This window comes from Micromonospora lupini, from assembly GCF_026342015.1.
Classification (GTDB): Bacteria; Actinomycetota; Actinomycetes; order Mycobacteriales; family Micromonosporaceae; genus Micromonospora; species Micromonospora lupini_B.
On record NZ_JAPENL010000001.1, the window covers coordinates 356,748 to 378,552 of the forward strand.

Here is a 21,805-nt window from a genome sequence, read left to right on the forward strand (position 1 = left end):
GCCGGCCGGTCACGTCACTGGCCCGGAATCACCAGACCGGACTCGTAGGCGACCATCACCGCCTGGGCGCGGTCGCGCAGGTTCAGTTTGGCGAGCAGGTTGCCGACGTGCGTCTTCACCGTGTGCTCGCTCAGGTGGTGGTGGGCGGCGATCTCGGCGTTCGACAGACCGGCCGCGATCAGGCGCAGCACGTCCGTCTCGCGAGCGGTCAGCGCGGTCACCGCGGCGGCCCGGCCCGGATCCGGGTGACCGCGCCTGTGCAGTTCGCCGATCACGCGTGCGGTGACGCCGGGGGCGAGCAACGCGTCGCCGGCGGCGACCACGCGGACGGCGTTCACCAGGTCGGCTCGGGGGGCGTCCTTGAGCAGGAAGCCGCTGGCCCCGGCGCGCAACGCCGCGTACAGGTAGTCGTCGGTGTCGAACATGGTCAGGGCGAGGACCCGGCTCGACGTACGGACGCAGACCTGCCGGGTGGCGGCGACGCCGTCGAGGACGGGCATCCGCATGTCCATCAGCACGACGTCGGGTCGGTGTTCGAGGGCGGCACGCACGGCGTTCGCGCCGTCGGCGGCCTCGGCGACCACCTCGATGTCCGGCTCGGCACCGAGGATCGTCGCGAATCCGGCCCGGAACAGGTCCTGATCATCGGCGAGCACGACGCGCAGCATCAGCACGACACCCCAGGCGTCGAAGGCCGCAGGGCGACGACGGCGACTCCCACCATCAGGCCACCGCCGGTGCCCGCAGGGGGAGGGTGGCGGTGACGGTGAAGCCATGCCCGTCCTGGGCGGGACCGGTGCGCAGGGTTCCACCGCAGGCCTGGGCTCGCTCGCGCATGCCGATGATCCCGTATCCGGGCCGGCCCGCGCCGGAGGCCCGATCGCCGTGGCCGTCATCGGTGATCGACACGGTAAGCGCCTCCGCGGTGTGGGCCAGCAGGACGCGGACCGACCCTGCCCCGGCATGGCGGACCACATTGGTCAGGGACTCCTGCACGATCCGGTAGGCGGCGACCCCGACGTCCGCGGGTGGTTCGACAAGCGCCCCGGCCGGCGGCGCGGACCGGACTCCGCCGACGGTCCCTGCCGGTGCGGGCGTGACTGTGAGAACGGCGTCCAGCCCGGTGGCGCGGACGCGTTCGACGAGGGCGGTGAGGTGAGCCAGGCCCGGCTGGTCGAGGGGATGGTCGGCGGGCTCGTGCAGGCTGCCGACCGCGCGGCGGAGCTGGACGACCGCGTCGCGGCCGGTGGCGGCGATCGTGGCGAACGTCGCGTCGGCACGGTCCGGGTGGGGGCGGACCAGGAGCGGCCCCGCCTCCGCTTGAACGATCATGACACCGACCGCGTGGGTGAGGATGTCGTGCAGGTCGTGGGCGATGCGGGTGCGCTCGCGTAACACGGCCGCCGCCCGCTCACCGGCGACGCGGCGGTCGCGTTCGGCGAGGGCTGTGGCCTGGGTACGGCGGGCGCGGGCGCTGGTGCCCAGGGCGTACGAGAAGATGTAGGCGACCGACAGGTAACGCAGCACCTCCACGTCGGGGTGCGGATGGAGCAGCGACACCACCAGGCCGGCCGCGGTGAGCACGATGCCGAGCAGGCGGATGGGCATACAGGACCGCGCGGCGAACGTGTAGAGGCAGACGAGCGGGCCGACCGGCAGCAGCGGGGGTGCGCCGAGCGTCGCCGAGACGGTCGTGGCGACGCCCACGACGACGGCGACGGGAACCAGCGCCCGGTCCCGCCACAGCACCGGCACCGACGACAGGACCGCGAGCGGCAGCACCCACCAGGAGCGTGGTCCGCCGACAAGCGCGGGCACCACCGTCGCGGCGACGGCCGCCACGGTGACGGTGAGATTGACGTACCGCTTCACCTCGGCAGTATCGTCCGGCCCGCTGCTCCCGCGCCTCCCGCCACGGGACCAGATCGAACCCGGTTCGTAGGGCGATCCGCCCCCGCCGCTCCGGCCGCACGATCGACGCATGATGACGATCGTCGCCACGCTCCTCAGCGGCCTGCTCTGGCTCGGTGGTTCCGGGCTGCATCCCGTCGCCGCGCTGACCTGGCTCGCCCCGGTTCCGCTGATCCTCGCCTCGGTGCGGATACGCCCGCGCACCGCACTCGGCGCGACGGTCCTCGCCTGGTCGATCGGTCAGCTCGGCATGGCGGGGTACTACCTCGACACCCTGCGCCTACCGGTCCCCGCGGTGGCCGGTGTGCTCGGGCTCGGCCTCGGCCTGGCGGGCGGCACGGTTCTGCTCGCCCGAGAGCTGTTGCTGCGCGGGCGCACCGTGACCGCCGTGCTCGCCGTGCCGTCCCTGTGGGTACTTGGCGAATACGCCGCGTCCCGCCTGTTCCCGAACGGCGCGTGGTGGAGCCTCGCCTACTCGCAGGCCGACGTCCGGCCGGTCATCCAGGTGACCGCCCTGACCGGCGTCTGGGGCGTCACCTACCTGCTGCTCGCCGTCCCGATCGCCCTCGCCGCCCTGCTCGGCGGCGTGCGGCGAACCCCAGTCAGTCGGCTCGGCAGCCAGCGAGCCGCCGTCGCCTGCCTGCTCGCCCTCCTGGTCGGCGCCGGCGCGTGGTCGGCCTGGTCGCTGAACCGTTCCCCGGAGACGGCCGCGCCGCTGACCGTCGGCCTGGTCGCCCTGAGGCAGCCCGAGGACGGGCTCCCGATCGACGAACCGGCCGGCCGTGACCTGCTCACCCGCTATGCTCCGCGGGTCGCGAGCCTGGCTGACCGCGGGGCGCGCGTCGTCGTGCTGCCGGAGAAGGTGTTCGCCGTGACGGATTCGACGCTTCCGCTGCTCGTGGACGCGCTCCGGCAGACCGAGGCCCGGGTGGTAGTCGGCGCGGTGCTCCGACGGGCCGGCACGGCGTACAACGTAGCGCTGGTGCTGGACCCGTCCGGGACGGTCACGACGTACACCAAACAGCACCTGGTCCCCGGCCTTGAGGACTGGCTGACGCCTGGTGACGAGGCGCTCGTGGACGGGCGGTTCGGCGTCGCGATCTGCAAGGACCTTGACTTTCCGGGCCTGGTCCGACGGTATCGGGCGCAGGGTGCCACCGTGCTGCTCGTCCCCGCCCTGGACTTCAGCTCGGACGGCTGGCTGCACGCTCGGATGACCCTTGTCCGTGGCGTGGAGAACGGGCTCACCGTGGTCCGCGCCGCCGGGCTCGGCCGGCTGACGGTCACCGACCCCAACGGCAGAGTGGTGGGTGAGGCCACCGCCGGTGACGCGGAGTTGCTGGTCACCGTCGCTTCGACGACCGGGTGGGGCACGGTCTACTCGCGTACCGGGGATTGGTTTCCGTTGTTCTCTGTGGCCCTGTTGGTCATCGCTGTGGGTGGCGTGCGGCGGCGGTCCGCTACCGGTGGTTCCGGTGGGCAACGGTCCACGATGGTCACAGCACACCGAGTACGTGCCCGCAACCGGTGCGGGTGACGCCCCGCGTGGGCCGGTGAACAAGTTCACAAGGGTTGGGCGACCGTCACCGACCGTGCCTACGGTCGGTCGAGTCCGCCACCGTGGACACCGCGACCGGCAACGCCAAATCCTGCCCCCGGTCGTCGGATACCAGAACCGGGCAGGAGCGGGGGACCCAACGTTCCTCGGTGCATGTCACCTCGGGGTGAAGCCGCCACCGCGCGGCCGGGCTCCTCGGCCCGAACCCGACAGCTCACCTCGCCGGCGTGGAGGAACCACACATGACGTCTGTCCACACGCCCCGTCATCGACGGGTCACCACCCGCCGCGTCGCCGTCGGCACGCTTGCCGTCGGCGCGGTCACCGGCGCGGTCGCCCTCTTCGGCCCTGCGGCCCCGGCCCAGGCCGGTGTCAACTGGGACGCGGTCGCCAAGTGCGAGTCCGGCGGCAACTGGAAGATCAACACCGGTAACGGTTACTACGGCGGCCTGCAGTTCTCCCAGGGAACCTGGGCCGGCTACGGCGGCAAGAAGTACGCCGCCCGTGCCGACCTGGCCAGCCGCGGCGAGCAGATCGCCATCGCCGAGAAGGTGCTCGACCGGCAGGGCATCGGCGCGTGGCCGACCTGCGGCCGCAAGGGCGGCTCGTCGGGCGGCTCCGCCACGAAGTCCTCGACGAAGTCGACCCCGAAGTCGTCGACGTCCACAGCCCCGAAGGACCGGTCCACAGCCCCGAAGGAGCGGTCGTCGCGCGGCGACCAGCCGGCGACCCGCAACCACGAGCGCACCGCGCCCGCGGCCGGCGGCGACACGTACGTCGTCAAGCCGGGGGACACCCTGTCGGAGATCGCCGACAGCCACCGCCAGGCGGGCGGCTGGCAGGCGCTGTACGAGCGCAACCGGCAGGTGATCGGCGCCGACCCGGGCCTGATCCTCCCCGGTCAGCGGCTCGCCCTCTGACGTACGACACTCGAACGCTCGGCCGGGTCACCGGCCGAGCGTTCGGTCGTTCGAGGGCGCTGGTCGGGGCGCGGATGACGGCGCGGTCACGCCGCGGCGGACGCCCTCGACCCTCGGCGCGACATCACCGCGGTGGCGTCACGGTCCCAGCGGGGGGCCGGTGCCGCCGTCTCGCCGGGCCAGCCCGTGCCGGCACCGTCGCCGTCGATGGCCGTCTCGACCGAGGCCTGCGTCCTGCGGGCCAGCCGCAGCGACTGCTCGGCACCCGCCCGGGCCGAGCACGGCCAGGACTGGCCGGCGCACTGCAGGTTGCGGCAGTGACCCTCGTCGTCGGGCTCGTGGGCACTCAGCACGTCGACCGCCAGCTGCCAGAGCAGGGGGTCGGTCACGTCGTGCGGACGTTCGGCGTGCCGGCTCGGTCGGTTGCTGGTGTCGTCGGACATGGTGGGCCCCCCTCGTCAGGCTGTTCCCCTCAAGGGTCACCCGTCAGCCGCCGGCTAAACCGCCGACCTGCTGTGATGTGTCGCCGGTCGCAGCCGAAGCGGCCCCACAACCCCCCTCAGTCCGGCAATAGCGGCATCTCGACGCCCGGATCCCGGCCGAGGAGCACCGCCCGGGTGAGCGCCGCCGAGCCGAACCGGTCGCGCACCGCGTCGACCGCGGCGTCCAGGTCGGCCCCGGTGTCGGCGTCGAACGGCAGTTCCGGCTGCACCGGGTTGTCGTCGAGGTTGCCCACCGAGACGCCGATCAGGGTGACGCCCCGCCTGTCGATCTCCGGCAGCGCGGCCCGCAGCAGCGCCCGCGCGGCGGCCAGCAGCGGCGTGGTGTCCGCGGTCGCCTTGCGGACGGTGTGCGAGCGGGTGGCCCGGGTGTAGTCGCCGAATCGCAGCCGCAGCACCACCGTGCGCCCGGACCGTCCGGCCGAGCGCATCCGTCGGGTGACCCGGTCGACCAGGCCGGCCAGGATGGCGTCCAACTCCGCAGGCGCGTGCGGGGTACGACTCAACGCGTGCTGCGCGCCCATCGAGCCCCGGCGGCGGCCCACCTGCACCGACCGGGGGTCGCTGTTGTGGGCCAGGGCGTGCAGGTGCCGGCCGGCGCCCGCCCCGAGCAGGGACACCAGCGCGGCCTCGCCGAGCCGCGCCACCTCCCCGACCGTACGGATCCGGCGTTCCCGCAGCTTGGCGGCGTTGACCGGCCCGACGCCCCAGAGCCGTTCCACCGGCAGCGGGTGCAGGAACGCCACCTCGGCATCGGGGGCGACGACAAGCAGCCCGTCCGGCTTCGCCACCCCGCTGGCCACCTTCGCCAGGAACTTCGTCCGAGCCACGCCCACGGTGATCGGCAGGTGGACCTGGTCGCGGACCTCCCGGCGCAGCCTCTCGGCGATGTCGGCCGGCGTGCCGACAAGCCGCCGCAGGCCGCCCACGTCGAGGAACGCCTCGTCGATGGAGAGCCCCTCGACCAGCGGGGTGGTCTGCCGGAAGATCTCGAACACCGCCCGGCTGGCCTGCGTGTACGCCGCCATCCGGGGCGGCACCACTATCGCGTCCGGGCACAGCCGGCGCGCCTGCTGGCCGCCCATCGCGCTGCGCACGCCCCGCGCCTTCGCCTCGTAACTGGCGGCGAGCACCACGCCACCGCCAACGATCACCGGGCGCCCCCGCAGGCGCGGATCGTCGCGTTGCTCGACCGACGCGTAGAAGGCGTCCAGGTCGGCGTGCAGGATGTGGGCGTCTGGCGACACGAACACATGTTCGCACGATGCCCGACCGTCGCGGCAGTGAGCTGGGCGAACACCCGGTCAGTCGAGGCAGAACTCGTTGCCCTCGGGGTCGGCCAGCACGAGGTGGCCGGCGCCGAGCGGAGGAGCGGGCTCGTGCCGTGCGAGGCGTGTGGCGCCGCGGGCGACGAGCCGTTCGGCCTCCGCCTCCAGGGCCGCCATCCGGTCGTCACCGGTGAGCCCGGGGGCGGCCCGCACGTCGAGGTGCACGCGATTCTTGGCCTGCTTGCCCTCCGGCACCCGCTGGAAGAACAGGCGCGGCCCGGCGCCCTTGGGGTCGACCACCGCCGACGCGTCGTTACGTCGCTCCGGCGGTACGCCCATCGCGTCCAGCGCGGCCTCCCACGAGTCGAAGTCCCCGGGTGGGCCCTGCAACTCGTAGTCGAGGACGTCGGCCCAGAACGCCGCCAGACTGGCCGGGTCGGCCGCGTCGAACGTTATCTGCACCTCGCGGGCCATGACGGCTCCCTCGTCTCTGGTCTGGTTGGTCATGCTGCCACCCTCTCGTGGCTGGCGGACAGGATCGTTCCGCTATTAGTGAAACGATCGGCGGGTGACTGTGGAGGCGACGACGGAGCGGGTGCTGCGGATGCTGGCCCTGTTGCAGCGGCGGTCGTCGTGGACGGCCGCCGAGCTGGCCGCCGAGCTGGGTGTCACCGACCGCTGCGTGCGCCGTGACGTGCAACGGCTGCGCGCACTCGGCTATCCCCTCCACGCGTCGGCGGGCGTCGGCGGCGGCTACCAGCTCGGCGCGGGCACCCGGCTGCCGCCGTTGCTGTTCGACGACGAGGAGGCGATCGCCACGGCGGTCTCGCTGCGACTGGCGGCGGGGGGCACGGTCGCCGGGGCGGGCGAGGCGGCCCTGCGGGCGCTCACGAAACTCGACCAGGTGATGCCGGCGCGGCTGCGCGCCGAGGTGCGAGCGGTGCACGGCTGGACGGAGACGCTCATCGGCCCGGTGGTCGAGATCGACCCTGAGCTGCTGGTGACGCTCGCCCGCGCCTGTCGTGACGCGGTGCGGGTGCGGTTCCGCTACGCCGGCCGCGACGGCGGCGAGCGGGAGCGGACGGTCGAGCCGGTCCGGATGGTCACCACCGGCCGCCGCTGGTATCTGATGGCCTGGGACGTCGATCGCGACGACTGGCGTACGTTCCGCCTGGACCGGATGCGGGCCACGGTGGCGACGACCTGGCGCTTTCCGGCGCGTGACCATCCGGATCCGATCGCCTTCGTGCAGCGGTCCGTGACCGACGCTCCCTACCGCTATCTGGCCCGGGTGCGGGTGCACGCTCCGCCCGAGCGCGTGCGGGAGGCGGTCCCGCCGCAGGTGGGGCGCGTCGAGGCCGGCAGCGACGGCTGGTGCCTGCTCGTCGTCGGCGGCGACAGCCTGGACTGGCTCGCCGCGCACATCGCCCGCCTGCGCTACGAGGTGGAGGTGGTGGAGCCCGCGGAGCTGCGGGAGGCCGCCGGACTGCTCGCCCGCCGTCTGGCGGCGATGGCCGGGGTGGCGTCGGAGCGCACGGTGTAACGCCGCAGCGACACCGGGCTGCCGTCCGGGGCGGTCCACGATGCCGTGCCGGTGCCCGTGCACCGCCATCCGGTGCGCTCGTACAGGGCGACGGCCGCGGGACTGTCGGCGACCACCTCGAGCACCAGACGCAGTCCGCGCCCATCCGCCCAGTGCCGCGCCCGGCCCAGCAGGGCGTCGCCAAGCGCCGATCCTCGGGCGGCCGGCGCCACGAAGAGCCGAGAGACCTCGGCGCTCGACCCGGTGAGCGGCCCGTCCGCCGGATCGGGCAGGCGACGCACCGCGACGTGTCCGACGATCGTCGCGGCGGGGTCGACGGCGACCCAGGCTCGCGTCGGGTGCGGCTCGCGCAGCCAGCGGTGCGGGTCGGCGGGCCAGTTCAGCGGATAGCGGTCGACCCGGTGAACCTCGGCGAGCGCCGCGACACAGCCGTCGAGGTCGGCGGCACGGCGGCGGCGGATGCGCGGTGGGCTCACAGGTCGTCGAAGGGGCGGGCGTAGCGGAACTCGCCCCGGATCGACTCGCGCCACGCGCTCAGCGGCCGGGCCATGAAGTACCGCGGACCCCACGGCTGCGGCGGTGTGACGCCCAGCTCGACGGCGGGCCGGAACCCGAAGCGCGGGTAGTACTCGGGATGCCCGAGCAGCACCACGAGGGGTTCGTCGCGGGCGTCGGCCGCGCCGAGCACCGCGTGCATCAACGCGGTGCCGACGCCGCGCCGCTGCCAGCCGGGCAGCACCCCGAGCGGACCCAGGCCCAACGCCACCGGCGCACCGCCCACCCGGCCGCGGGTGGCCACCACGTGCCCCACCACCTGGCCGTCCGAATCGGTCGCCACCAGGGAGTACGCGGGCAGCCAGCCCTCATCGGCCCGCAGCGCGTCGACAAGCGTCGCCTCGACGGGCGTTGCCTGGGTGGGCGTTGCCTGGACCGGCGTTGTGTCGACCGTCGCGCCCCCGCCCGTGGTCGTGGCGAAGGCGGCGGCGTGTACCGCCCGGATGGCGTCGACGTCGGCGGGCGTCTCGCGTCTGATCAGCACCGCGCCACGATACGGGTGTCTCCGGCAGCGGCTCTACGCGTTTATCGACGGCGATCGGCCGACGCGGCGTCGGCCCGGTCCTCGCTCTCGGTCGGCGTCATCGACTGTCGACTGCGGTTGCTGCCGTGTGACCCGATCCTCGCCCGAGCCGCACGAGGGGGCCGGGAGGGCATGTCGCGGCAACGGCATATACCTGTGAGTCATAAAGATGACTCACAGGTATACCGCTCGTCGGGGAGATGGCCCCGGGATCCGCTCGCGTCGGCCGAGCGCCGGGCCGGCAACGTGGAGCGCGGCGCCGGGCCGGCAACGTGGAATGCGGCACCGGGCCGGTAACGTGGAGCGCGGCGCCGGGCCGCCAACGTGGGGCGGCGGGCCGGGCCGCCACCGTGGGGCGGCGGGCCGCGTCGACCGCCGGGCGGCCAAGGTCGGGCGCCAGGCCGACCCCGAGGCCACGTCAGGGCGAGGTCACCTGTCAGAGCAGGCGGGCCAGGTAGGGGCCCTCAACCCGGACCGGCAGGGTGGCGCCGGGGCTCAGCCGACGGCGGTGGCCGACGGAGGGGCGCTGCTGCCCCGGGGCACCTCCGGGGTCATCAGCCGGATGATCTCCTTCTGGTCGGCCGGCGAGGGCAGACCCCAGTGCGGGCGGTAGCCGTACACCTGGTGCAGTGGGGTGGAGCCGGTGCGGCCGTCCAGGATCTCCACGGCGTCCGTGCCGATCAGGCCGGGGTGTTCCACGCCGCACGCCTCGGCGACCTTGGTCAGGTCCCGGCGTAGCGTCCCCAGGTAGTTGGCGGCCCGGACGGACTTGAGCGTCGGGTCGAGGCCCCGGGCCAGCCACGCGTTCTGCGTCGCCACTCCGGTGGGGCAGGAGTCGGTGTGGCACTTCTGCGCCTGGATGCAGCCGATCGACAGCATCGCCTCCCGGCCCACGTTCACCATGTCGCAGCCGAGCGCGAACGCCACGATGGCGTTGTCCGGCAGGCCGAGCTTGCCGCTGCCGACGAACACCACCTGCTCGTGCAGGTCGTGTTCGGCGAAGACCTTGTAGACCCGGGAGAAGCCCTGTTGGAACGGCAGCGACACCGAGTCGGTGAAGATCAGCGGTGCGGCTCCGGTGCCGCCCTCGCCGCCGTCGACGGTGACGAAGTCGACGCCCCGGCCGGTGTCCCGCATCAGGCTGGCCAGCTCCTGCCAGAAACTCAGGTCGCCGACCGCAGACTTGATGCCGACGGGCAGGCCCGTCTCGGCGGCCAGCAGCTCCACCCAGTCCAGCAGGCTGTCACAGTCGGAGAACTCGGCGTGCCGCGACGGGCTCACGCAGTCCTGACCGGCCGGGATGCCCCGGGTGGCGGCGATCTCGGCGGACACCTTCGCCCCGGGCAGCAGCCCGCCGAGGCTCGGTTTGGCACCCTGGCTCAGCTTGATCTCCAAGGCCCGGACGGGCGCGTCGGCGACCAGGTCCTTCAGTCGGTCGAGGCTGAAACGGCCGTGCTCGTCGCGGCAGCCGAAGTACGCCGTGCCGAGCTGGAAGACCAGCTCACCGCCGTTGCGGTGGTACGGCGACAGGCCACCCTCGCCGGTGTTCTGCAGGCAGCCGGCGAGCGCGGCCCCCTTGTTCAGGGCGGTGATGGCGTTGCCGGACAGCGAACCGAAGCTCATGCCGGAGATGTTGACCACCGACTCCGGACGGAACGCGCGTGCCCGCCCCCGCGCCGCGCCGAGCACCTTCGCGCACGGTAGCCGTACGTCGTGCCCGGCAGTCGGGGACGACGGCGGCACGGCCCGGCCGAACGTGCGGTGCTTGATGATCGGGTACCCGGGCGTGAACTCGATGTCGTTGTCCGTGCCGAAGCCGAAGTAGTTGTTCTCCTGCTTCGCCGAGGCGTACACCCAGCGGCGCTGGTCGCGGGTGAACGGGCGTTCCTCGTTGTTGCCGGCCACGATGTACTGCCGCAGCTCCGGCCCGACGGCCTCCAGCAGGTACCGGGCGCGGCCGAGCACCGGGAAGTTGCGCAGCAGCGCGTGGTCGCGCTGGATCAGATCCCGCGCGGCGAGTGCCGCGACGGCGGCGGCGACGGCGGGTACGGCTCGACGGGCCCATGTCATGCCGGGCAACCTTTCCGCCCGCGCCGTCGCCCAAACCGCCGAGCCGCCGACATTGTGCTGCTCAGGCCCCCGGGTGCGTGCTTGTGGCAAGCGTTCGACCACTGCGGAGGCGGCACGGGATCACCCCGCGCCGCCCCCGGCGGAGGATCAGTGGTGCGTGAACGACTGGCGGACCGTGCCGCCGACGACCGTGCACCACGTGCTCGTGCTGAGCTTGCCGTTGCGGGGCAGCCCGTGCAGCGCCTGAAGGTCCTGCACGGCCCTGCGGGTGGCGTGGTCGTACGCCCCGGTGACGGTGACCGCGTACCCCTTGGTGGCGAGGATCTCCTGGACGGCCGTGACCGGCGCGCCCGCGGCGTGCTGGTCCAACTCCGGCACCAGGGTCTCCCAGGTGGGCGTGGTGAGCGTGGCGTCCACGTCCACGGCGATGCCGTTGCGGGCCTGCCAGTCCTGCACGGCCGCCACGGTCGCGGCGTCGAACGTGCCGCTGACGGTCACGGCGTAGCCCCGGTAGGCCAGCAGGTGCTGCACCACCCGGACCGACGGCGAGTTGACGAACCGCCACAGGTCCGGCCAGCGGCGGGCCGGCACGTCACCCGGCTTCGTGCCGAGGGCCGCGTGGACCCGCCGCCGCAGCGCCGGGAACTGCCGATAGAAGGCCGCGCCCGGGCAGTCGGTGGTGCGGAAGTCCCAGTGGCCGAAGATGTCGAAGGCGTGCAGCCCGTACTGCCGACAGATCGTCACGCAGAGCTTGACCAGCGAGTCGGTAAGCGCCTCCGGCGGCGTCTCGGTGACGTAGGTGCCCTCGTTCTCGATGCCGATGGCCCGGCCGTTCTCGCCCGGGCAGTGCGCCGAGATCATCTGGCGGTCGCCCGCTTCGAGGCGTTCCAGGCTGCCCCGGCGGCCCTCCAGCACGTAGCCGCCACGGCTCACCGTGAAGTGCTGGCCGGTGTCCGACCAGCCGTTGCCGTCGATGTGCAGGTCCTGGCAGTCGTGGGCCAGCTTGACCGCCTGCTCGCGGGAGTAGTCGGTGACGTTCGGGAACGCCATGTGATGCACGATGATCTTGTTGGTGGCGATGGCGCTTACCGACAGCGGGTCCTTCGGCGGGCGGGCGGCCCACTCGTCGCAGCTGATGATCCAGTCCAGGTCGGTGCCGGGAGCGGCCTGCGCCGCGCCCGAAAAGGCGAGTTCGCTTCCGACGACGGCGACCGTGGCCGCGCCGAGACCGGCACGCAGCAGCGTTCGGCGGTCCACTTCGGAATGGTCGACGTGCATGACATCTCCTCCTGCGGCCGACGGCGGGGGATGAAAAGTAGCTCCAGTGGCCGCACGCACTCCGGAGAATATTGCCAAAACTCGCCCGCGCGCTAGACCCCTTCGAAGCCGCAGGAGCGCCCGGTTGCCACGACGCCATCCCTGATCGACGGGACAGTCGCGGACCGGTCGGCGTTTCCCCGTGAGCTGGTGGGGGTAGGTCGGTGGCCTATCATCCCGGCTGCTCCGCGTGGAGGAACGACCATATGAGTGACAACGTCAGCGACGCGGTGGGCGCCGCCCTTCGCTCGGTGATGCTCTTCCTGCCCAAGGCCGTCGCCTTCCTGGCGATCCTGGTGGCCGGTTGGCTTATCGCCAAGGCCGTACTGAAGATCGTGGAGAAGGTCCTCGAACGCGTGGGCTTCGACCGCGCCGTCGAGCGCGGCGGTATCCGCCGGGCTCTGAGCCGCTCCCGGTACGACGCCAGCGACATCGTCGCGAAGCTCGTCTACTACGGGGTGCTGCTGCTCACCCTGCAACTCGCCTTCGGCATCTGGGGGCCCAACCCGATCTCGGACCTGATCACCGCCGTGGTCGCGTGGTTGCCCCGCGCCTTCGTCGCGATCGTCATCGTCGTGGTCGCCGCCGCAATCGCCAACGCGGTCAAGGACATCATCAGCGGCGCGCTCGGCGGGCTGTCGTACGGTCGGGTGCTGGCCGGTATCGCCTCGGTGTTCATCCTCGGCCTGGGCGTCATCGCGGCGCTGAACCAGATCGGCGTGGCCACCGCGGTCACCACCCCGGTGCTGATCGCGGTGCTGGCCACCGTGGGCGGCATCCTCGTCGTCGGGGTGGGCGGTGGCCTCATCCGTCCGATGCAGAGTCGCTGGGAGGCGTGGCTGACCCGCGCCGAGCAGGAGTCGGCGCTCATCGCCACGCACGCCCGCGCCTACCAGGCCAGCCGCGAGGCCGAGGCGGAACTGGCGCGTTCGGCGGCCACCCGTCCCGACCCGGTGGCCACCCCCGCGCCGGCCCGCTCGACGGACCCCGAGGCCACGCAGATCGTGACCCGTCCGACCGACCCGAACCCCACCCAGGGGACGACCCGTCCGGTCGACGCCGACGCCACGCAGGTGACGACCCGTTCGTCCGAGCCGGACGTCACGCAGGTCACGACCCGTCCGTCCGACCCGGAGGCCACGCAGGTCGTGACCCGTCCGACCGACCCGGAGGCCACGCAGGTGGTGCGGGCGTCGACCGACGACACCACCCAGGTGGTCGCCGGCCACACGCCCGCCGTCAGCGTCCCGGCCCGGCAGAGCGCCGAGGACACCACCCAGGTGGTCGCCCGTCCGGCCGACGCGGACGCGACGCAGGTGGTGGGCCCCGGCCGGGAGGCGGACACGACCCAGGTGATCAGCGGTGGCACCGTTCCCGGGCAGCGCACCAGCGACGACAGCGAGGCTACGACCGTCATCCCGCCGGTGGACCCGAACCGGCGCTGAACCCGGCGCGACGACGGGGCGGGATCCAGACGGATCCCGCCCCGTCCCCGTCGCGCAAGCACGCCGAAAGCGCTGGCCGGCACGGTGACGCCGGTCTAGCATCGCCGACATGACCTGGCGACATTGATCCGACGCCGTAGGCCGCACCCGTGGGCCGCCACGGGCACCGCACGTCCGGTGTCCGTCTCCACTCCCACGGGAAGGCCCCATGACCCACCTCGCCTCGCGCGCGCCCGACCCGGCGATCCGCCGGCTGTCGGTCACCCTCTACGGGTACGCGTTCCTCAGTGACCTCGTCCTGCTCTATCCGCTGTACGTCGTCCTCTTCGCCGACACCGGCCTGTCGGTGGGGCAGATCTCGTCACTCTTCGTCATCTGGTCAGCGGCCGGCATCCTGTTCGAGGTGCCGTCCGGCGCGTGGGCCGACGTGGTGTCGCGCCGGCTGCTGCTGTGCCTCGCCCCGCTGGTGACGGCCGCCGGTTACGCGCTCTGGGTGCTGGTGCCGTCGTACCCGGCCTTCGCGGTGGGGTTCCTGCTGTGGGGCGCCGGCGGGGCACTGGTCTCCGGCGCTCTGGAGGCACTGGTCTGGACCGAGCTGGACCGGCTCGGCGCCGTCGGTCGGTACGCCCGGGTGCTCGGTCGAGCCCGGACGGCGGGTGTGCTCGGCGTGGTGGTCACCGGGGTGCTGGCCGGCCCGGTGCTCGCCGTCGGCGGGTACCCGGTGGTCGGCGTGGCAAGCGTGCTGGCCTGCCTGCTCGCCGCCGCCGTCGCGACCCGCTTCCCCGAACAGGCCCCGCCGGGCACGTCCGGCACGTCGGACGACGACGGCGACCTGACCTGGTGGGACACGCTCCGGGCCGGCGTGACGCAGGTACGCACGCGGCCTCCCGTACGAGCGGCCGTGCTGCTTGTCGCGGTGGTGGCCGCCGACTGGGGCGCGCTCGACGAGTACACGCCGCTGCTGGCCGTGGACACCGGCGTCGGCGCGCGGGCCGTGCCGCTGCTGCTCCTGCTGCTGTGGGCCGGCGTGACCGTCGGTGGGCTGCTCGCCCCGGCGGGGGAGCGGCTGGGCCGTCGGGGTTACGCCGCGCTGCTCGTTCTGGTCGCCGTCGCGCTGGCCGGGGGCGCCCTCGTCCGGAACCCGGCCGGCTTCGTGTTGCTCGCGGTGGCGTTCGGTGCCGCGCAACTGGCCACCGTGCTGGCCGACGCGCGGTTGCAGGCCCGGATCACCGGCAGCAGTCGGGCCACCGTCACCTCGCTTGCCGGGATGGCCACCGACCTGCTGATCATCGGGACGTACGCCGGCTACGGTCTCGTCGCCACGGCGGCCGGTAACGCGGTGGCGTTCGCGGCGGCGGCCGGGGCGTACCTCGTCGTGGCGCTGGTGCTGCTGGCCCGCCGCCGGCGCCGCCCGGCCACCAGTAGCGCTGTCGCTGTGGGCGGCGTGCGCGGTTCGGGCTGACCGGGTGCCCCGGCGGCGGTCCGTGCGGCCCGCCGTCGGGCTCGCTCAGCCGGCGAGGTGCAGGAACGACCACTGGTGGCCGTCCAGGTCGCGGAATCCGCGCATGTACATGGGCCCGTTGGTGCTCCCCGCCCCGAGCGACTCGCCGCCGGCCACCACCGCCCGGTCGACCAACTCGTCGACTCGTTCGCGGCTCTCCGCCGACAGGCCCACGATGACCTCCCGGCTGGTCGCCGGGTCCGTGGCGGGCACACCCGTGTACGCCTCGAAGGCCGAGCGGACGTGCAGCAGCAGTCGGGTGCTGTCGGACACGGTGAGCGCCATGGTGTCCCCGTCCGGCTCGGTGTGGCCGGTGGTGAAGCCCAGCGCCCGGTAGAACTCGGCGGCAATCAGCAGGTCGCGCACCGGCAGGTTGATGAACGTGATGGTCATCGGTGGTCTCCGTCCGACTCGAGCAGTGCCTTCAACGCGGCGAGCCGCTCCCGCCAGTACACCTTCAGCTCGGCGGCCTGCTCGGCCCCGACCAGCTTCTCGTGCAGGACGCTGACCCGGGCCTTCGACTCGCCGACCGCGTCGAAGCCGACGACCACCCGCGTGGGACCGCCGGCCCAGTCGGCCCGGAAGCTGCGCGGGGCGGTGGCGGTGCGGACGCGCACCTCGACGCCGGGGAGCCAACGGGCGCGTACCGTTTCGTCGGCGAAAGCCTCGAACAGCCGCGCCGCCGACACGGCCACCGTTCGGCTGGCGCTGGCCTCGAAGCCGCCTCCGCGTCGTTGACCGGGCGCGCGCAGGCCGCGTTCCTGCTCGTACCCGACGGTGATGGTCTGTGCCCACCAACCCGGCACCTCGTGCTCGACCACCAGGTGGCGGGCGATCTGGGTGTGGGTCCGCTCGGTGGCGGCCGCGGCGTCGAGCAGGGCGAACCACTCGGCCCAGCCGTGGCCGGTCCGGGCGCGGATCAGGTCGTCGGCGATCCGCTCGGTCTGCGCGGCGGTGGATCCGGCGGTCTGCGCGATGGCGGGATTCGCGGTCTGCGCGGCGGCGGGGCTCGCGGGCGGCGACGCGGTCTGCGGGCTGGCCCGATTGATGAGCTGTCGGCGGGCCGTGGTGTAGCTCTCGCCGGTCTTCGCCATCCGGGTCCGGATCCGGGCCTTGAACGGTCTCTGGTTGGTCATCACATGCTCCCGGTCAACGGCACGGTCACCGGGACTCACGCTCCCGTCGACCCCGCCGGAGTGGGGCACGTGGCATTACGTCCCGAGAGCTCCAGGCCCCCTTTGCCTCCGCGTGGCCGGCGGCGTGAGCGCCGGGAGGGAGGTGCGGCGTAGGACGACGCCAGGGTCATCCTACGGCAGACTCGGCCGCCGGCGCAGGAGTCAGGGCTGGTCGCCGTCGAGGTAGACCCAGCGGCCGTCCTCGCGGACGAACCGGCTGTGCTCGGTGAGCGTGCCCGGCCGACCCGCCTCCCGGTAGTGGGCGTGGAACGTCACAGAGCCGGTGGCGTCGAGCAGGCCGCCGCGCTCGGTCTCGACGATCTCCAGCCGGGTCCACCGCTGCCCCGGGGTGAGCTCCAGCCGAGCGGGCCGGGTCGACGAGTGCCAACTACGCAGCAGGTAGTCGGCGTCGCCGAGGGCGAAGGCGCTGAACCGGGAACGCATGAGCGCCTCGGCGGTCGACGCCTGGGCGGCGCCGTCGTGGACCGGGGAGCAGCAGCCCGCGTACGCCTGGCCGGAGCCGCACGGGCAGACCCGTCCGGTCGTCGCGTTCGCCCGCCGGCCACCCGTACCCCTGCCCATCCCGCCATCCTGCCGCACCGCCGGGTGGCCTCGGCGGCCGGCCGTCAGCCCTCCAGCGCCACCGGCAGCGGAACCGGTCGTTTCGCGACCCGGTCGTCCCCGGAGGACCGGCCCCGCAGGTGCCGGGCCACCCAGGGCAGCAGGTGCCGGCGGGCCCAGGCCAGCTCCGCGCCGAGCACCTCGGCGCGGCGCCGCAGCGGCGCCGGCGGCAGCGGCGCCGTCCAGGAGTCGTCGAACCCGGGCAGGCCAGCGGTGTACGCCAGGGCGGCGGCGATCCGCGCGTGCCCGGCGCTGTTGGCGTGCAGCCGGTCGTCGCTCCACAGCCGCGGATCCGAGGCGACGGGATGCGCCCCCAGGTCGAGCAGCGTGGCCCCGGTCTGCGCGGTGGCCGCCCGCAGGGCCTCGTTGAGCGCCAGCATCCGGCCCCGCAGCGGCCGGGCCAGCGGCATCACCGGTGCCGGGTCCGGCATGGTGAAGGTGAGGACTGTGGCGCCCTGCCCGACGAGCGCCCGCTGCATCGCCGCGACGTCCTCGGCGACCTGGTCGGCGTCGAAGGAGGGGCGCAGCACGTCGTTCATGCCGGCGACCACGGTGGCCAGGTCGGGGGCGAGATCGAGGGCCGGCTGGAGCTGCTCGGCGCGGATCAGCGCGGTGGTTCGTCCACGGATGGCCAGGTTCGCGTACTCCAGGCCGCCCTGGGCGCGCGCCACCGCCAGGGCGAACCGGTCGGCCCAGCCCCGGTAGCCGCCGGCGTCGTCCGGGTCGTCGAGCCCCTCGGTGGTGCTGTCCCCGATCGCCACGTACCGCTGCCACATCACCCGGGCGAGGTTAGCCGTTGCCCGACACGTGCCGACCGCTGACCCGGCAGACCTGCGCGCACGATCGCGGTGGAGGGGGTCAGAGCCAGCCGGAGCGGCGGAACAGGCGATACAGGGCGAGAGCGATCGCCGCCATCAGGGTCAGGGCACCGGCGTAGCCGTAGCGCCAGGCCAGCTCGGGCATGTGCTCGAAGTTCATGCCGTAGAGGCCGGCGATGCCGGTCTGGGTGGCCGCGATGGCCGCCCACGCGGCGATCTTGCGCATGTCGTTGTTCTGCTCGACGGCGAGCTGCGCCAACCGGGACTGCACGATCGAGGTGAGCAGGTCGTCGTACGCGGCCACCCGGTCCACGGCCCGCGCCAACCGGCCGTCCACGTCCACGAACCAGCGGTGCAGGGCACGCGGCGGTCCGTCGGTGCCCGGGTCGAGGAGCGTCCGCACGGGCGTCTGCAGGGGAAGCACGGCCCGCTTGAACTCCACCACCTCCCGCTTGAGCTGGTAGATGTGCTGGATGTCGGCCGAGCGGTCGCGGGCGAACACCGCCTCCTCGACCCGTTCCAGGTCCCGCTCCACGTGCCCGGCCACCTCCAGGTACGAGTCGACCATCCGGGCGCAGACCGCGTACGCCACCGCCCAGGGCCCTGCGGCCAGCAGCGCGGGGCGGCGTTCGATGTCGGCGCGGACGTCGCGCAGCGCCCCGGCGGCGCCGTGCCGCACGGTGATGGCGAACCGGTCGCCGAGCAGCACCATCACGTCACCGGTGTCGATCACCTCGGAGGTGTCGGTCAGCTCGGCGTGCTCCACGTACCCGGCCGTACGCAGCACCAGCAGCGTGACCGGCCCGTTCCGCTGCATCGTGGGCCGGTGCCCGTCGGCGAGCGCCTGCTCGACGGTCAGCTCGTCGAGGCCGAACGTGCGGCCCACGGCGGCGAGCACCGCCGGGCCGGGCTCGTGCAGCCCCAGCCAGACGAAGGAGTCGTGGCCACGTCGGGCGCGGGCGTACGCGTCGGCGTAGTGCGGACGTCCGGGCTCACGGCGGCCGTTGACGTAGACGGCGCAGTCGACGACGGCGTCCGGGTTGGACCGCCGGGGTGTGGGGGAGTCGCCGTCGGCCCGGCCGAGCAGTCGACGGGCCAGGGCGCGTACGCCACGACCGGCCCGTTCCCGTACCGCTCGCTGATCCACCGCGTGCCTCCCCGCCGCCGGCGCCCCCCGATCAGGGATGGTGCCACCGCATTCTGCCGAGCGGGGTCCAGCTCCCGACAGGGGGGCCGCCGGCTCAGGCGGTGCGGGTGGCGAAGACGACGATGTTGTCGACGTAGTTGCCCGTCGCGTCGTCGAACGGGCCGCCGCAGGTGATCAGGCGCAGTCCGGCGGCGTCCGCCGGCCCGTAGACCAGGCCGCTGGGGAAGCGGTCCTTGGGGTACGCGTGGACGCCGTCCACTGTGAACGTGGTGACTCGCGCGTCGGCGCGGGTGACCTCGATCTCCTGGCCGGCGCGTAGTCGACCCAGGTCGAAGAAGACCGCCGGGCCGGCCGGGGAGTCGACGTGTCCCACCAGGACGGCGTTGCCGGTCTCGCCGGGGCTGACCCCGTGCCGGTACCAGCCGGCGAGGGTCGGCTTGTCCAGTGGGGGGACCTCCAGCACCCCGGCGGCGTCCACGCCGACGGCGACGATCTCGGCGCGTACACCGATTGCGGGAATCCGCACCCGGACGGGCGCGGCGCGGGGCAGCGGCGCCAGGTCCGGCGCGGGCCGGGAGCGCGTCGGCGCGTCGGCAGGCGGACGTGGGGGGCGGGCCGGCTCGGCGGTGAGACCGACGGTGATCAGCCCGAGCCCGGACACGGCGAGCAGCGCGACCGCCGCCGGCAGGGTCCGCCGCCACCACACGTGCTGACCTCCGTAGGGATCGTCGGGTGCCCGTACCGGTGTCACCGGCACGGGCACCCGTTCTCAGGGATGGAGCGCGTCGCCGGTCAGGCGACGGTGGACACCGGACGACGCCGGCGGAACAGGACCACCGCGCCCGCGGCGGCGGTGCCGAGCAGGGTGCCTCCGGCGGCGAGGGCACCCGCGTCGCGCCCGTCGCGGTTGTCGCCGCCCGAGCCGGCCGGGGCGCCGCCGATCGGGGTGACGGTGAACGTGGCGCTGCCCGCCGAGCTGCCGTCGCCGCAGCTCGCGGCCACCGTGTACGTGCCGAGGGTGAACCCGGCGGTGAACAGTTCGGCGCTGAGCCCGCCGCCGGCGGCGGCAGTGGTGGATCGGACGTTCTGGTCGCGGTTGGGTCCGGTGACGCGGAAGAGGGCGTCACCCGACTTCGGGTTGCAGGTCGTCGCGGTGAGCACGACGGTTCCTCCGACCGGGGTGGTGGCCGGTGACACGACGGTGTCGGCAAGTGCGGCGCCCGGCAGCAGGAGCGTGCCGAGACCCACGCCGAGCGCCGCCGTGCAGAGTGCTGTTGAGAGCTTCATACGCGTCTTCCCTCACTTTTCGTCCGCTGACTGCGTGGGACGTCGTTCGGGTGGCCAACTCCGTGACTAGCACCGGTGTGCCCAACACTAGGTGGGTTGGCACCACGATCAGGTGAAAATGAGAAACCTTCGTTGCCGTCACGTGTCCACCCGAAGGCGGGGGTGAGCAGCCCTTAGGCCCGGACGGCCCGACCGGTGCCGGGGCTCCGGTCGATGTCGGCTCCGGTCGGGCTGTCGCCCCTGGGTCGATGGCGAGGTATCGGGCGACCACGACGTGATTGCGGTGTCGGCAGGCTTCTGCCCAAGGGAAATCCGGCGGTGGCGGCGGGAGATGCGCTGGTAGGTTCCCTGGCCGTGACACGGGACATGGGCGGTGGGTTGGGGGCGCGGTTCGCCCGACTGTGGGCGGCCAGCACCCTCTCGGCCCTGGGCAGCGGGCTGGCCACGGTGGCCGCGCCGTTGTTCGTCGCCTCGCGTACCGACGACCCGCTCGTGGTGGCCGCGGCGTCCGCCGTGGCCTGGCTGCCCTGGCTGCTCTTCGCCCTGCCCGGCGGGGTGCTGGCGGACCGGATGGACCGCCGCCGCCTGATGATCGTCATCGACCTGGTCCGGGTGGTCGCGCTTGCCGTCCTGGCCACGGCGATCATGACCGGCCGGGCCGGCGTCGCACTGCTGTACGTGGTGCTGTTCGTGATCAATACCGGCGAGATCGTGTTCCGCGCGGCAAGCCAGGCCATGCTGCCGACAGTGGTGCCCCGGCACCGCCTGGAGCGCGCCAACGGCTGGCTCGGCGGCGGCGCCACACTCATGAACAGCATGCTCGCCGGCCCGCTGGGCGGCTTCCTCTTCGCCCTGGCGGCGGGCAGCCCGTTCCTCGTCAACGCCGCCACCTACGCCCTCAGCGCGGTGCTTGTGGCGTTGATCGGCGGCGACTTCCGGGCCGCCGGCGGCGACCAGCCCGGTCCCCGGACCCGCTCCATGCGCGGGGAGATCGTCGAAGCGCTGCGCTGGCTGGCCCACCAGCGGTTGCTGCGCACGATGGCCGTGCTGATCGGCCTGCTCAACGTGACCCTCACGGCAGCCCTCGCGGTGCTGGTTCTGCTGGCCGACGAGCGGCTGGGGCTCGGCTCGGTCGGCTACGGGCTGCTGTTCACCTGCATGGCCTGCGGTGGGGTGCTCGGCGCGCTGCTCGGCGACCGGATCGTCGCCTGGATCAGCGCCACCTGGACGGTGCGGATCGGCCTGCTGATCGAGGCGGGGCTGCACCTGGCGTTGGCAGCGTCCCGCAGCACAGTCGTGGTGGGGGTCGCGCTCTTCGCCTTCGGCGTGCACGGCGGACTGTGGAACCTCGTGGCGAACTCACTGCGCCAACGACTCACCCCGCCGAATCTGCAGGGACGCGTGGCCAGCACCACCATGTTCGTGGCGGCGGGCGGCAACTGCGTGGGCGCACTGCTCGGCGGGCTGCTGGCCGCCCGGTTCGGCATCACCGCCCCGTACTGGGTCGGTCTGGTCGTGGCGATCGGCGTCTCCGCCGCCACCTGGCGGGTCTTCAACCGGGACGCCGTGGCGCGCGCCTACGCCGACGAGCCCCCGGTCGAGCAGCGACCCGCCCCGGTGCCCTGAGGGACGCGACGCGCGGCCCG

General features: G+C 73.4%; 21 protein-coding genes, 1 pseudogene and 1 riboswitch. Of the genes and pseudogenes, 6 read left to right on the forward strand and 16 right to left on the reverse strand.

The window, feature by feature from the left end:
* Nucleotides 1-14: 14 nt before the first annotated feature.
* Together OOJ91_RS01560 and OOJ91_RS01565 are read right to left on the reverse strand one after the other, a co-directional pair.
* Nucleotides 15-668 carry a response regulator gene (locus OOJ91_RS01560; RefSeq protein ID WP_266241601.1) on the reverse strand — a complete coding sequence of 218 codons (654 nt, stop codon included), beginning with the start codon at nt 666-668 and terminating at the stop codon, nt 15-17.
* 55 nt (nt 669-723) lie between these two features.
* On the reverse strand, nt 724-1,872 hold the full coding sequence (locus tag OOJ91_RS01565) for a sensor histidine kinase (protein ID WP_266241603.1): 1,149 nt from the start codon (nt 1,870-1,872) through the stop codon (nt 724-726).
* A 109-nt stretch (nt 1,873-1,981) separates the two neighbouring features.
* On the opposite strand from OOJ91_RS01565, the gene OOJ91_RS01570 reads away from it, so the two are divergent.
* Together OOJ91_RS01570 and OOJ91_RS01575 are read left to right on the forward strand one after the other, a co-directional pair.
* Complete coding sequence (locus OOJ91_RS01570) at nt 1,982-3,448, forward strand: nitrilase-related carbon-nitrogen hydrolase (RefSeq protein WP_266241605.1); 1,467 nt, start codon at nt 1,982-1,984, stop codon at nt 3,446-3,448.
* Nucleotides 3,449-3,541: 93 nt separating this feature from the next.
* Nucleotides 3,542-3,712, forward strand: a riboswitch (cyclic di-AMP (ydaO/yuaA leader).
* Nucleotides 3,712-4,389 carry a transglycosylase family protein gene (locus OOJ91_RS01575; RefSeq protein WP_266241607.1) on the forward strand — a complete coding sequence of 226 codons (678 nt, stop codon included), beginning with the start codon at nt 3,712-3,714 and terminating at the stop codon, nt 4,387-4,389. (Overlaps the previous riboswitch by 1 nt.)
* Before the next feature lie 86 nt (nt 4,390-4,475).
* Here the strand turns inward: OOJ91_RS01575 and OOJ91_RS01580 are convergent, their stop codons facing one another.
* From OOJ91_RS01580 to OOJ91_RS01590, 3 genes are all read right to left on the reverse strand, one after another.
* Entirely contained in the window at nt 4,476-4,832 is a 357-nt protein-coding gene (locus tag OOJ91_RS01580) for a hypothetical protein (RefSeq protein WP_266241609.1), read from the reverse strand.
* 116 nt (nt 4,833-4,948) lie between these two features.
* A complete protein-coding gene (dinB, locus tag OOJ91_RS01585; protein ID WP_266241611.1) occupies nt 4,949-6,136 on the reverse strand; it encodes a DNA polymerase IV in 1,188 nt (395 codons plus the stop codon).
* Between the two features lie 57 nt (nt 6,137-6,193).
* On the reverse strand, nt 6,194-6,631 hold the full coding sequence (locus OOJ91_RS01590) for a VOC family protein (protein WP_266245222.1): 438 nt from the start codon (nt 6,629-6,631) through the stop codon (nt 6,194-6,196).
* A 94-nt stretch (nt 6,632-6,725) separates the two neighbouring features.
* Between OOJ91_RS01590 and OOJ91_RS01595 the strand changes: the two genes are divergently transcribed.
* Nucleotides 6,726-7,700, forward strand: a complete 975-nt coding sequence (locus OOJ91_RS01595) for a helix-turn-helix transcriptional regulator (protein ID WP_266241613.1) — start codon at nt 6,726-6,728, stop codon at nt 7,698-7,700.
* Here the strand turns inward: OOJ91_RS01595 and OOJ91_RS01600 are convergent.
* The 4 genes from OOJ91_RS01600 to OOJ91_RS01615 form a co-directional block, all read right to left on the reverse strand.
* Nucleotides 7,595-8,176: a GNAT family N-acetyltransferase gene (locus OOJ91_RS01600; protein WP_266241615.1), complete on the reverse strand. Its 582-nt coding sequence runs from the start codon at nt 8,174-8,176 to the stop codon at nt 7,595-7,597. The two genes, OOJ91_RS01595 and OOJ91_RS01600, sit on opposite strands and share 106 nt — an antisense overlap.
* Complete coding sequence (locus tag OOJ91_RS01605; protein WP_266241617.1) at nt 8,173-8,739, reverse strand: GNAT family N-acetyltransferase; 567 nt, start codon at nt 8,737-8,739, stop codon at nt 8,173-8,175. The genes OOJ91_RS01600 and OOJ91_RS01605 overlap by 4 nt, the downstream gene beginning before the upstream one ends.
* A gap of 534 nt (nt 8,740-9,273) precedes the next feature.
* On the reverse strand, nt 9,274-10,848 hold the full coding sequence (locus OOJ91_RS01610) for an FMN-binding glutamate synthase family protein (protein WP_266241619.1): 1,575 nt from the start codon (nt 10,846-10,848) through the stop codon (nt 9,274-9,276).
* A gap of 147 nt (nt 10,849-10,995) precedes the next feature.
* Nucleotides 10,996-12,126, reverse strand: coding sequence for a peptidoglycan recognition protein family protein (locus tag OOJ91_RS01615; protein ID WP_266241621.1), 1,131 nt, complete (start codon nt 12,124-12,126; stop codon nt 10,996-10,998).
* A gap of 245 nt (nt 12,127-12,371) precedes the next feature.
* On the opposite strand from OOJ91_RS01615, the pseudogene OOJ91_RS34525 reads away from it, so the two are divergent.
* Nucleotides 12,372-13,017, forward strand: a pseudogene (locus OOJ91_RS34525) (mechanosensitive ion channel family protein); the annotation flags it as partial.
* Between the two features lie 801 nt (nt 13,018-13,818).
* Nucleotides 13,819-15,072 (forward strand): MFS transporter, encoded by a 1,254-nt coding sequence (locus OOJ91_RS01625; protein WP_266241623.1) that lies wholly within the window; start codon nt 13,819-13,821, stop codon nt 15,070-15,072.
* A 45-nt stretch (nt 15,073-15,117) separates the two neighbouring features.
* On the opposite strand, the gene OOJ91_RS01630 is transcribed toward OOJ91_RS01625, so the two are convergent.
* From OOJ91_RS01630 to OOJ91_RS01660, 7 genes are all read right to left on the reverse strand, one after another.
* Nucleotides 15,118-15,504 carry a VOC family protein gene (locus OOJ91_RS01630; protein WP_266241625.1) on the reverse strand — a complete coding sequence of 129 codons (387 nt, stop codon included), beginning with the start codon at nt 15,502-15,504 and terminating at the stop codon, nt 15,118-15,120.
* Nucleotides 15,501-16,247, reverse strand: a complete 747-nt coding sequence (locus OOJ91_RS01635) for a hypothetical protein (protein WP_266241627.1) — start codon at nt 16,245-16,247, stop codon at nt 15,501-15,503. The genes OOJ91_RS01630 and OOJ91_RS01635 overlap by 4 nt, the downstream gene beginning before the upstream one ends.
* Before the next feature lie 201 nt (nt 16,248-16,448).
* Complete coding sequence (locus tag OOJ91_RS01640) at nt 16,449-16,868, reverse strand: YchJ family protein (RefSeq protein ID WP_266241629.1); 420 nt, start codon at nt 16,866-16,868, stop codon at nt 16,449-16,451.
* Nucleotides 16,869-16,912: 44 nt separating this feature from the next.
* A complete protein-coding gene (locus OOJ91_RS01645) occupies nt 16,913-17,683 on the reverse strand; it encodes an SGNH/GDSL hydrolase family protein (protein ID WP_266245223.1) in 771 nt (256 codons plus the stop codon).
* A gap of 82 nt (nt 17,684-17,765) precedes the next feature.
* A complete protein-coding gene (locus tag OOJ91_RS01650; protein ID WP_266241631.1) occupies nt 17,766-18,872 on the reverse strand; it encodes a magnesium and cobalt transport protein CorA in 1,107 nt (368 codons plus the stop codon).
* A gap of 94 nt (nt 18,873-18,966) precedes the next feature.
* On the reverse strand, nt 18,967-19,578 hold the full coding sequence (locus OOJ91_RS01655; RefSeq protein WP_266241633.1) for a class F sortase: 612 nt from the start codon (nt 19,576-19,578) through the stop codon (nt 18,967-18,969).
* Between the two features lie 86 nt (nt 19,579-19,664).
* On the reverse strand, nt 19,665-20,159 hold the full coding sequence (locus OOJ91_RS01660; protein WP_266241635.1) for a hypothetical protein: 495 nt from the start codon (nt 20,157-20,159) through the stop codon (nt 19,665-19,667).
* 354 nt (nt 20,160-20,513) lie between these two features.
* Here OOJ91_RS01660 and OOJ91_RS01665 point away from each other — a divergent pair, with 354 nt between their 5' ends.
* Nucleotides 20,514-21,785 carry an MFS transporter gene (locus OOJ91_RS01665; RefSeq protein ID WP_266241637.1) on the forward strand — a complete coding sequence of 424 codons (1,272 nt, stop codon included), beginning with the start codon at nt 20,514-20,516 and terminating at the stop codon, nt 21,783-21,785.
* Nucleotides 21,786-21,805: the final 20 nt, after the last annotated feature.

Bases quoted from the DNA above. Each gene is read 5' to 3' on its own strand.
- OOJ91_RS01560 (WP_266241601.1), bottom strand. From the start codon at position 668: ATGCTGCGCGTCGTGCTCGCCGATGATCAGGACCTGTTCCGGGCCGGA.
- OOJ91_RS01570 (WP_266241605.1), top strand. From the start codon at position 1,982: ATGATGACGATCGTCGCCACGCTCCTCAGCGGCCTGCTCTGGCTCGGT.
- OOJ91_RS01575 (WP_266241607.1), top strand. From the start codon at position 3,712: ATGACGTCTGTCCACACGCCCCGTCATCGACGGGTCACCACCCGCCGC.
- OOJ91_RS01580 (WP_266241609.1), bottom strand. From the start codon at position 4,832: ATGTCCGACGACACCAGCAACCGACCGAGCCGGCACGCCGAACGTCCG.
- OOJ91_RS01590 (WP_266245222.1), bottom strand. From the start codon at position 6,631: ATGGCCCGCGAGGTGCAGATAACGTTCGACGCGGCCGACCCGGCCAGT.
- OOJ91_RS01610 (WP_266241619.1), bottom strand. From the start codon at position 10,848: ATGACATGGGCCCGTCGAGCCGTACCCGCCGTCGCCGCCGCCGTCGCG.
- OOJ91_RS01615 (WP_266241621.1), bottom strand. From the start codon at position 12,126: ATGCACGTCGACCATTCCGAAGTGGACCGCCGAACGCTGCTGCGTGCC.
- OOJ91_RS01625 (WP_266241623.1), top strand. From the start codon at position 13,819: ATGACCCACCTCGCCTCGCGCGCGCCCGACCCGGCGATCCGCCGGCTG.
- OOJ91_RS01630 (WP_266241625.1), bottom strand. From the start codon at position 15,504: ATGACCATCACGTTCATCAACCTGCCGGTGCGCGACCTGCTGATTGCC.
- OOJ91_RS01635 (WP_266241627.1), bottom strand. From the start codon at position 16,247: ATGACCAACCAGAGACCGTTCAAGGCCCGGATCCGGACCCGGATGGCG.
- OOJ91_RS01640 (WP_266241629.1), bottom strand. From the start codon at position 16,868: ATGGGCAGGGGTACGGGTGGCCGGCGGGCGAACGCGACGACCGGACGG.
- OOJ91_RS01645 (WP_266245223.1), bottom strand. From the start codon at position 17,683: ATGTGGCAGCGGTACGTGGCGATCGGGGACAGCACCACCGAGGGGCTC.
- OOJ91_RS01660 (WP_266241635.1), bottom strand. From the start codon at position 20,159: ATGAAGCTCTCAACAGCACTCTGCACGGCGGCGCTCGGCGTGGGTCTC.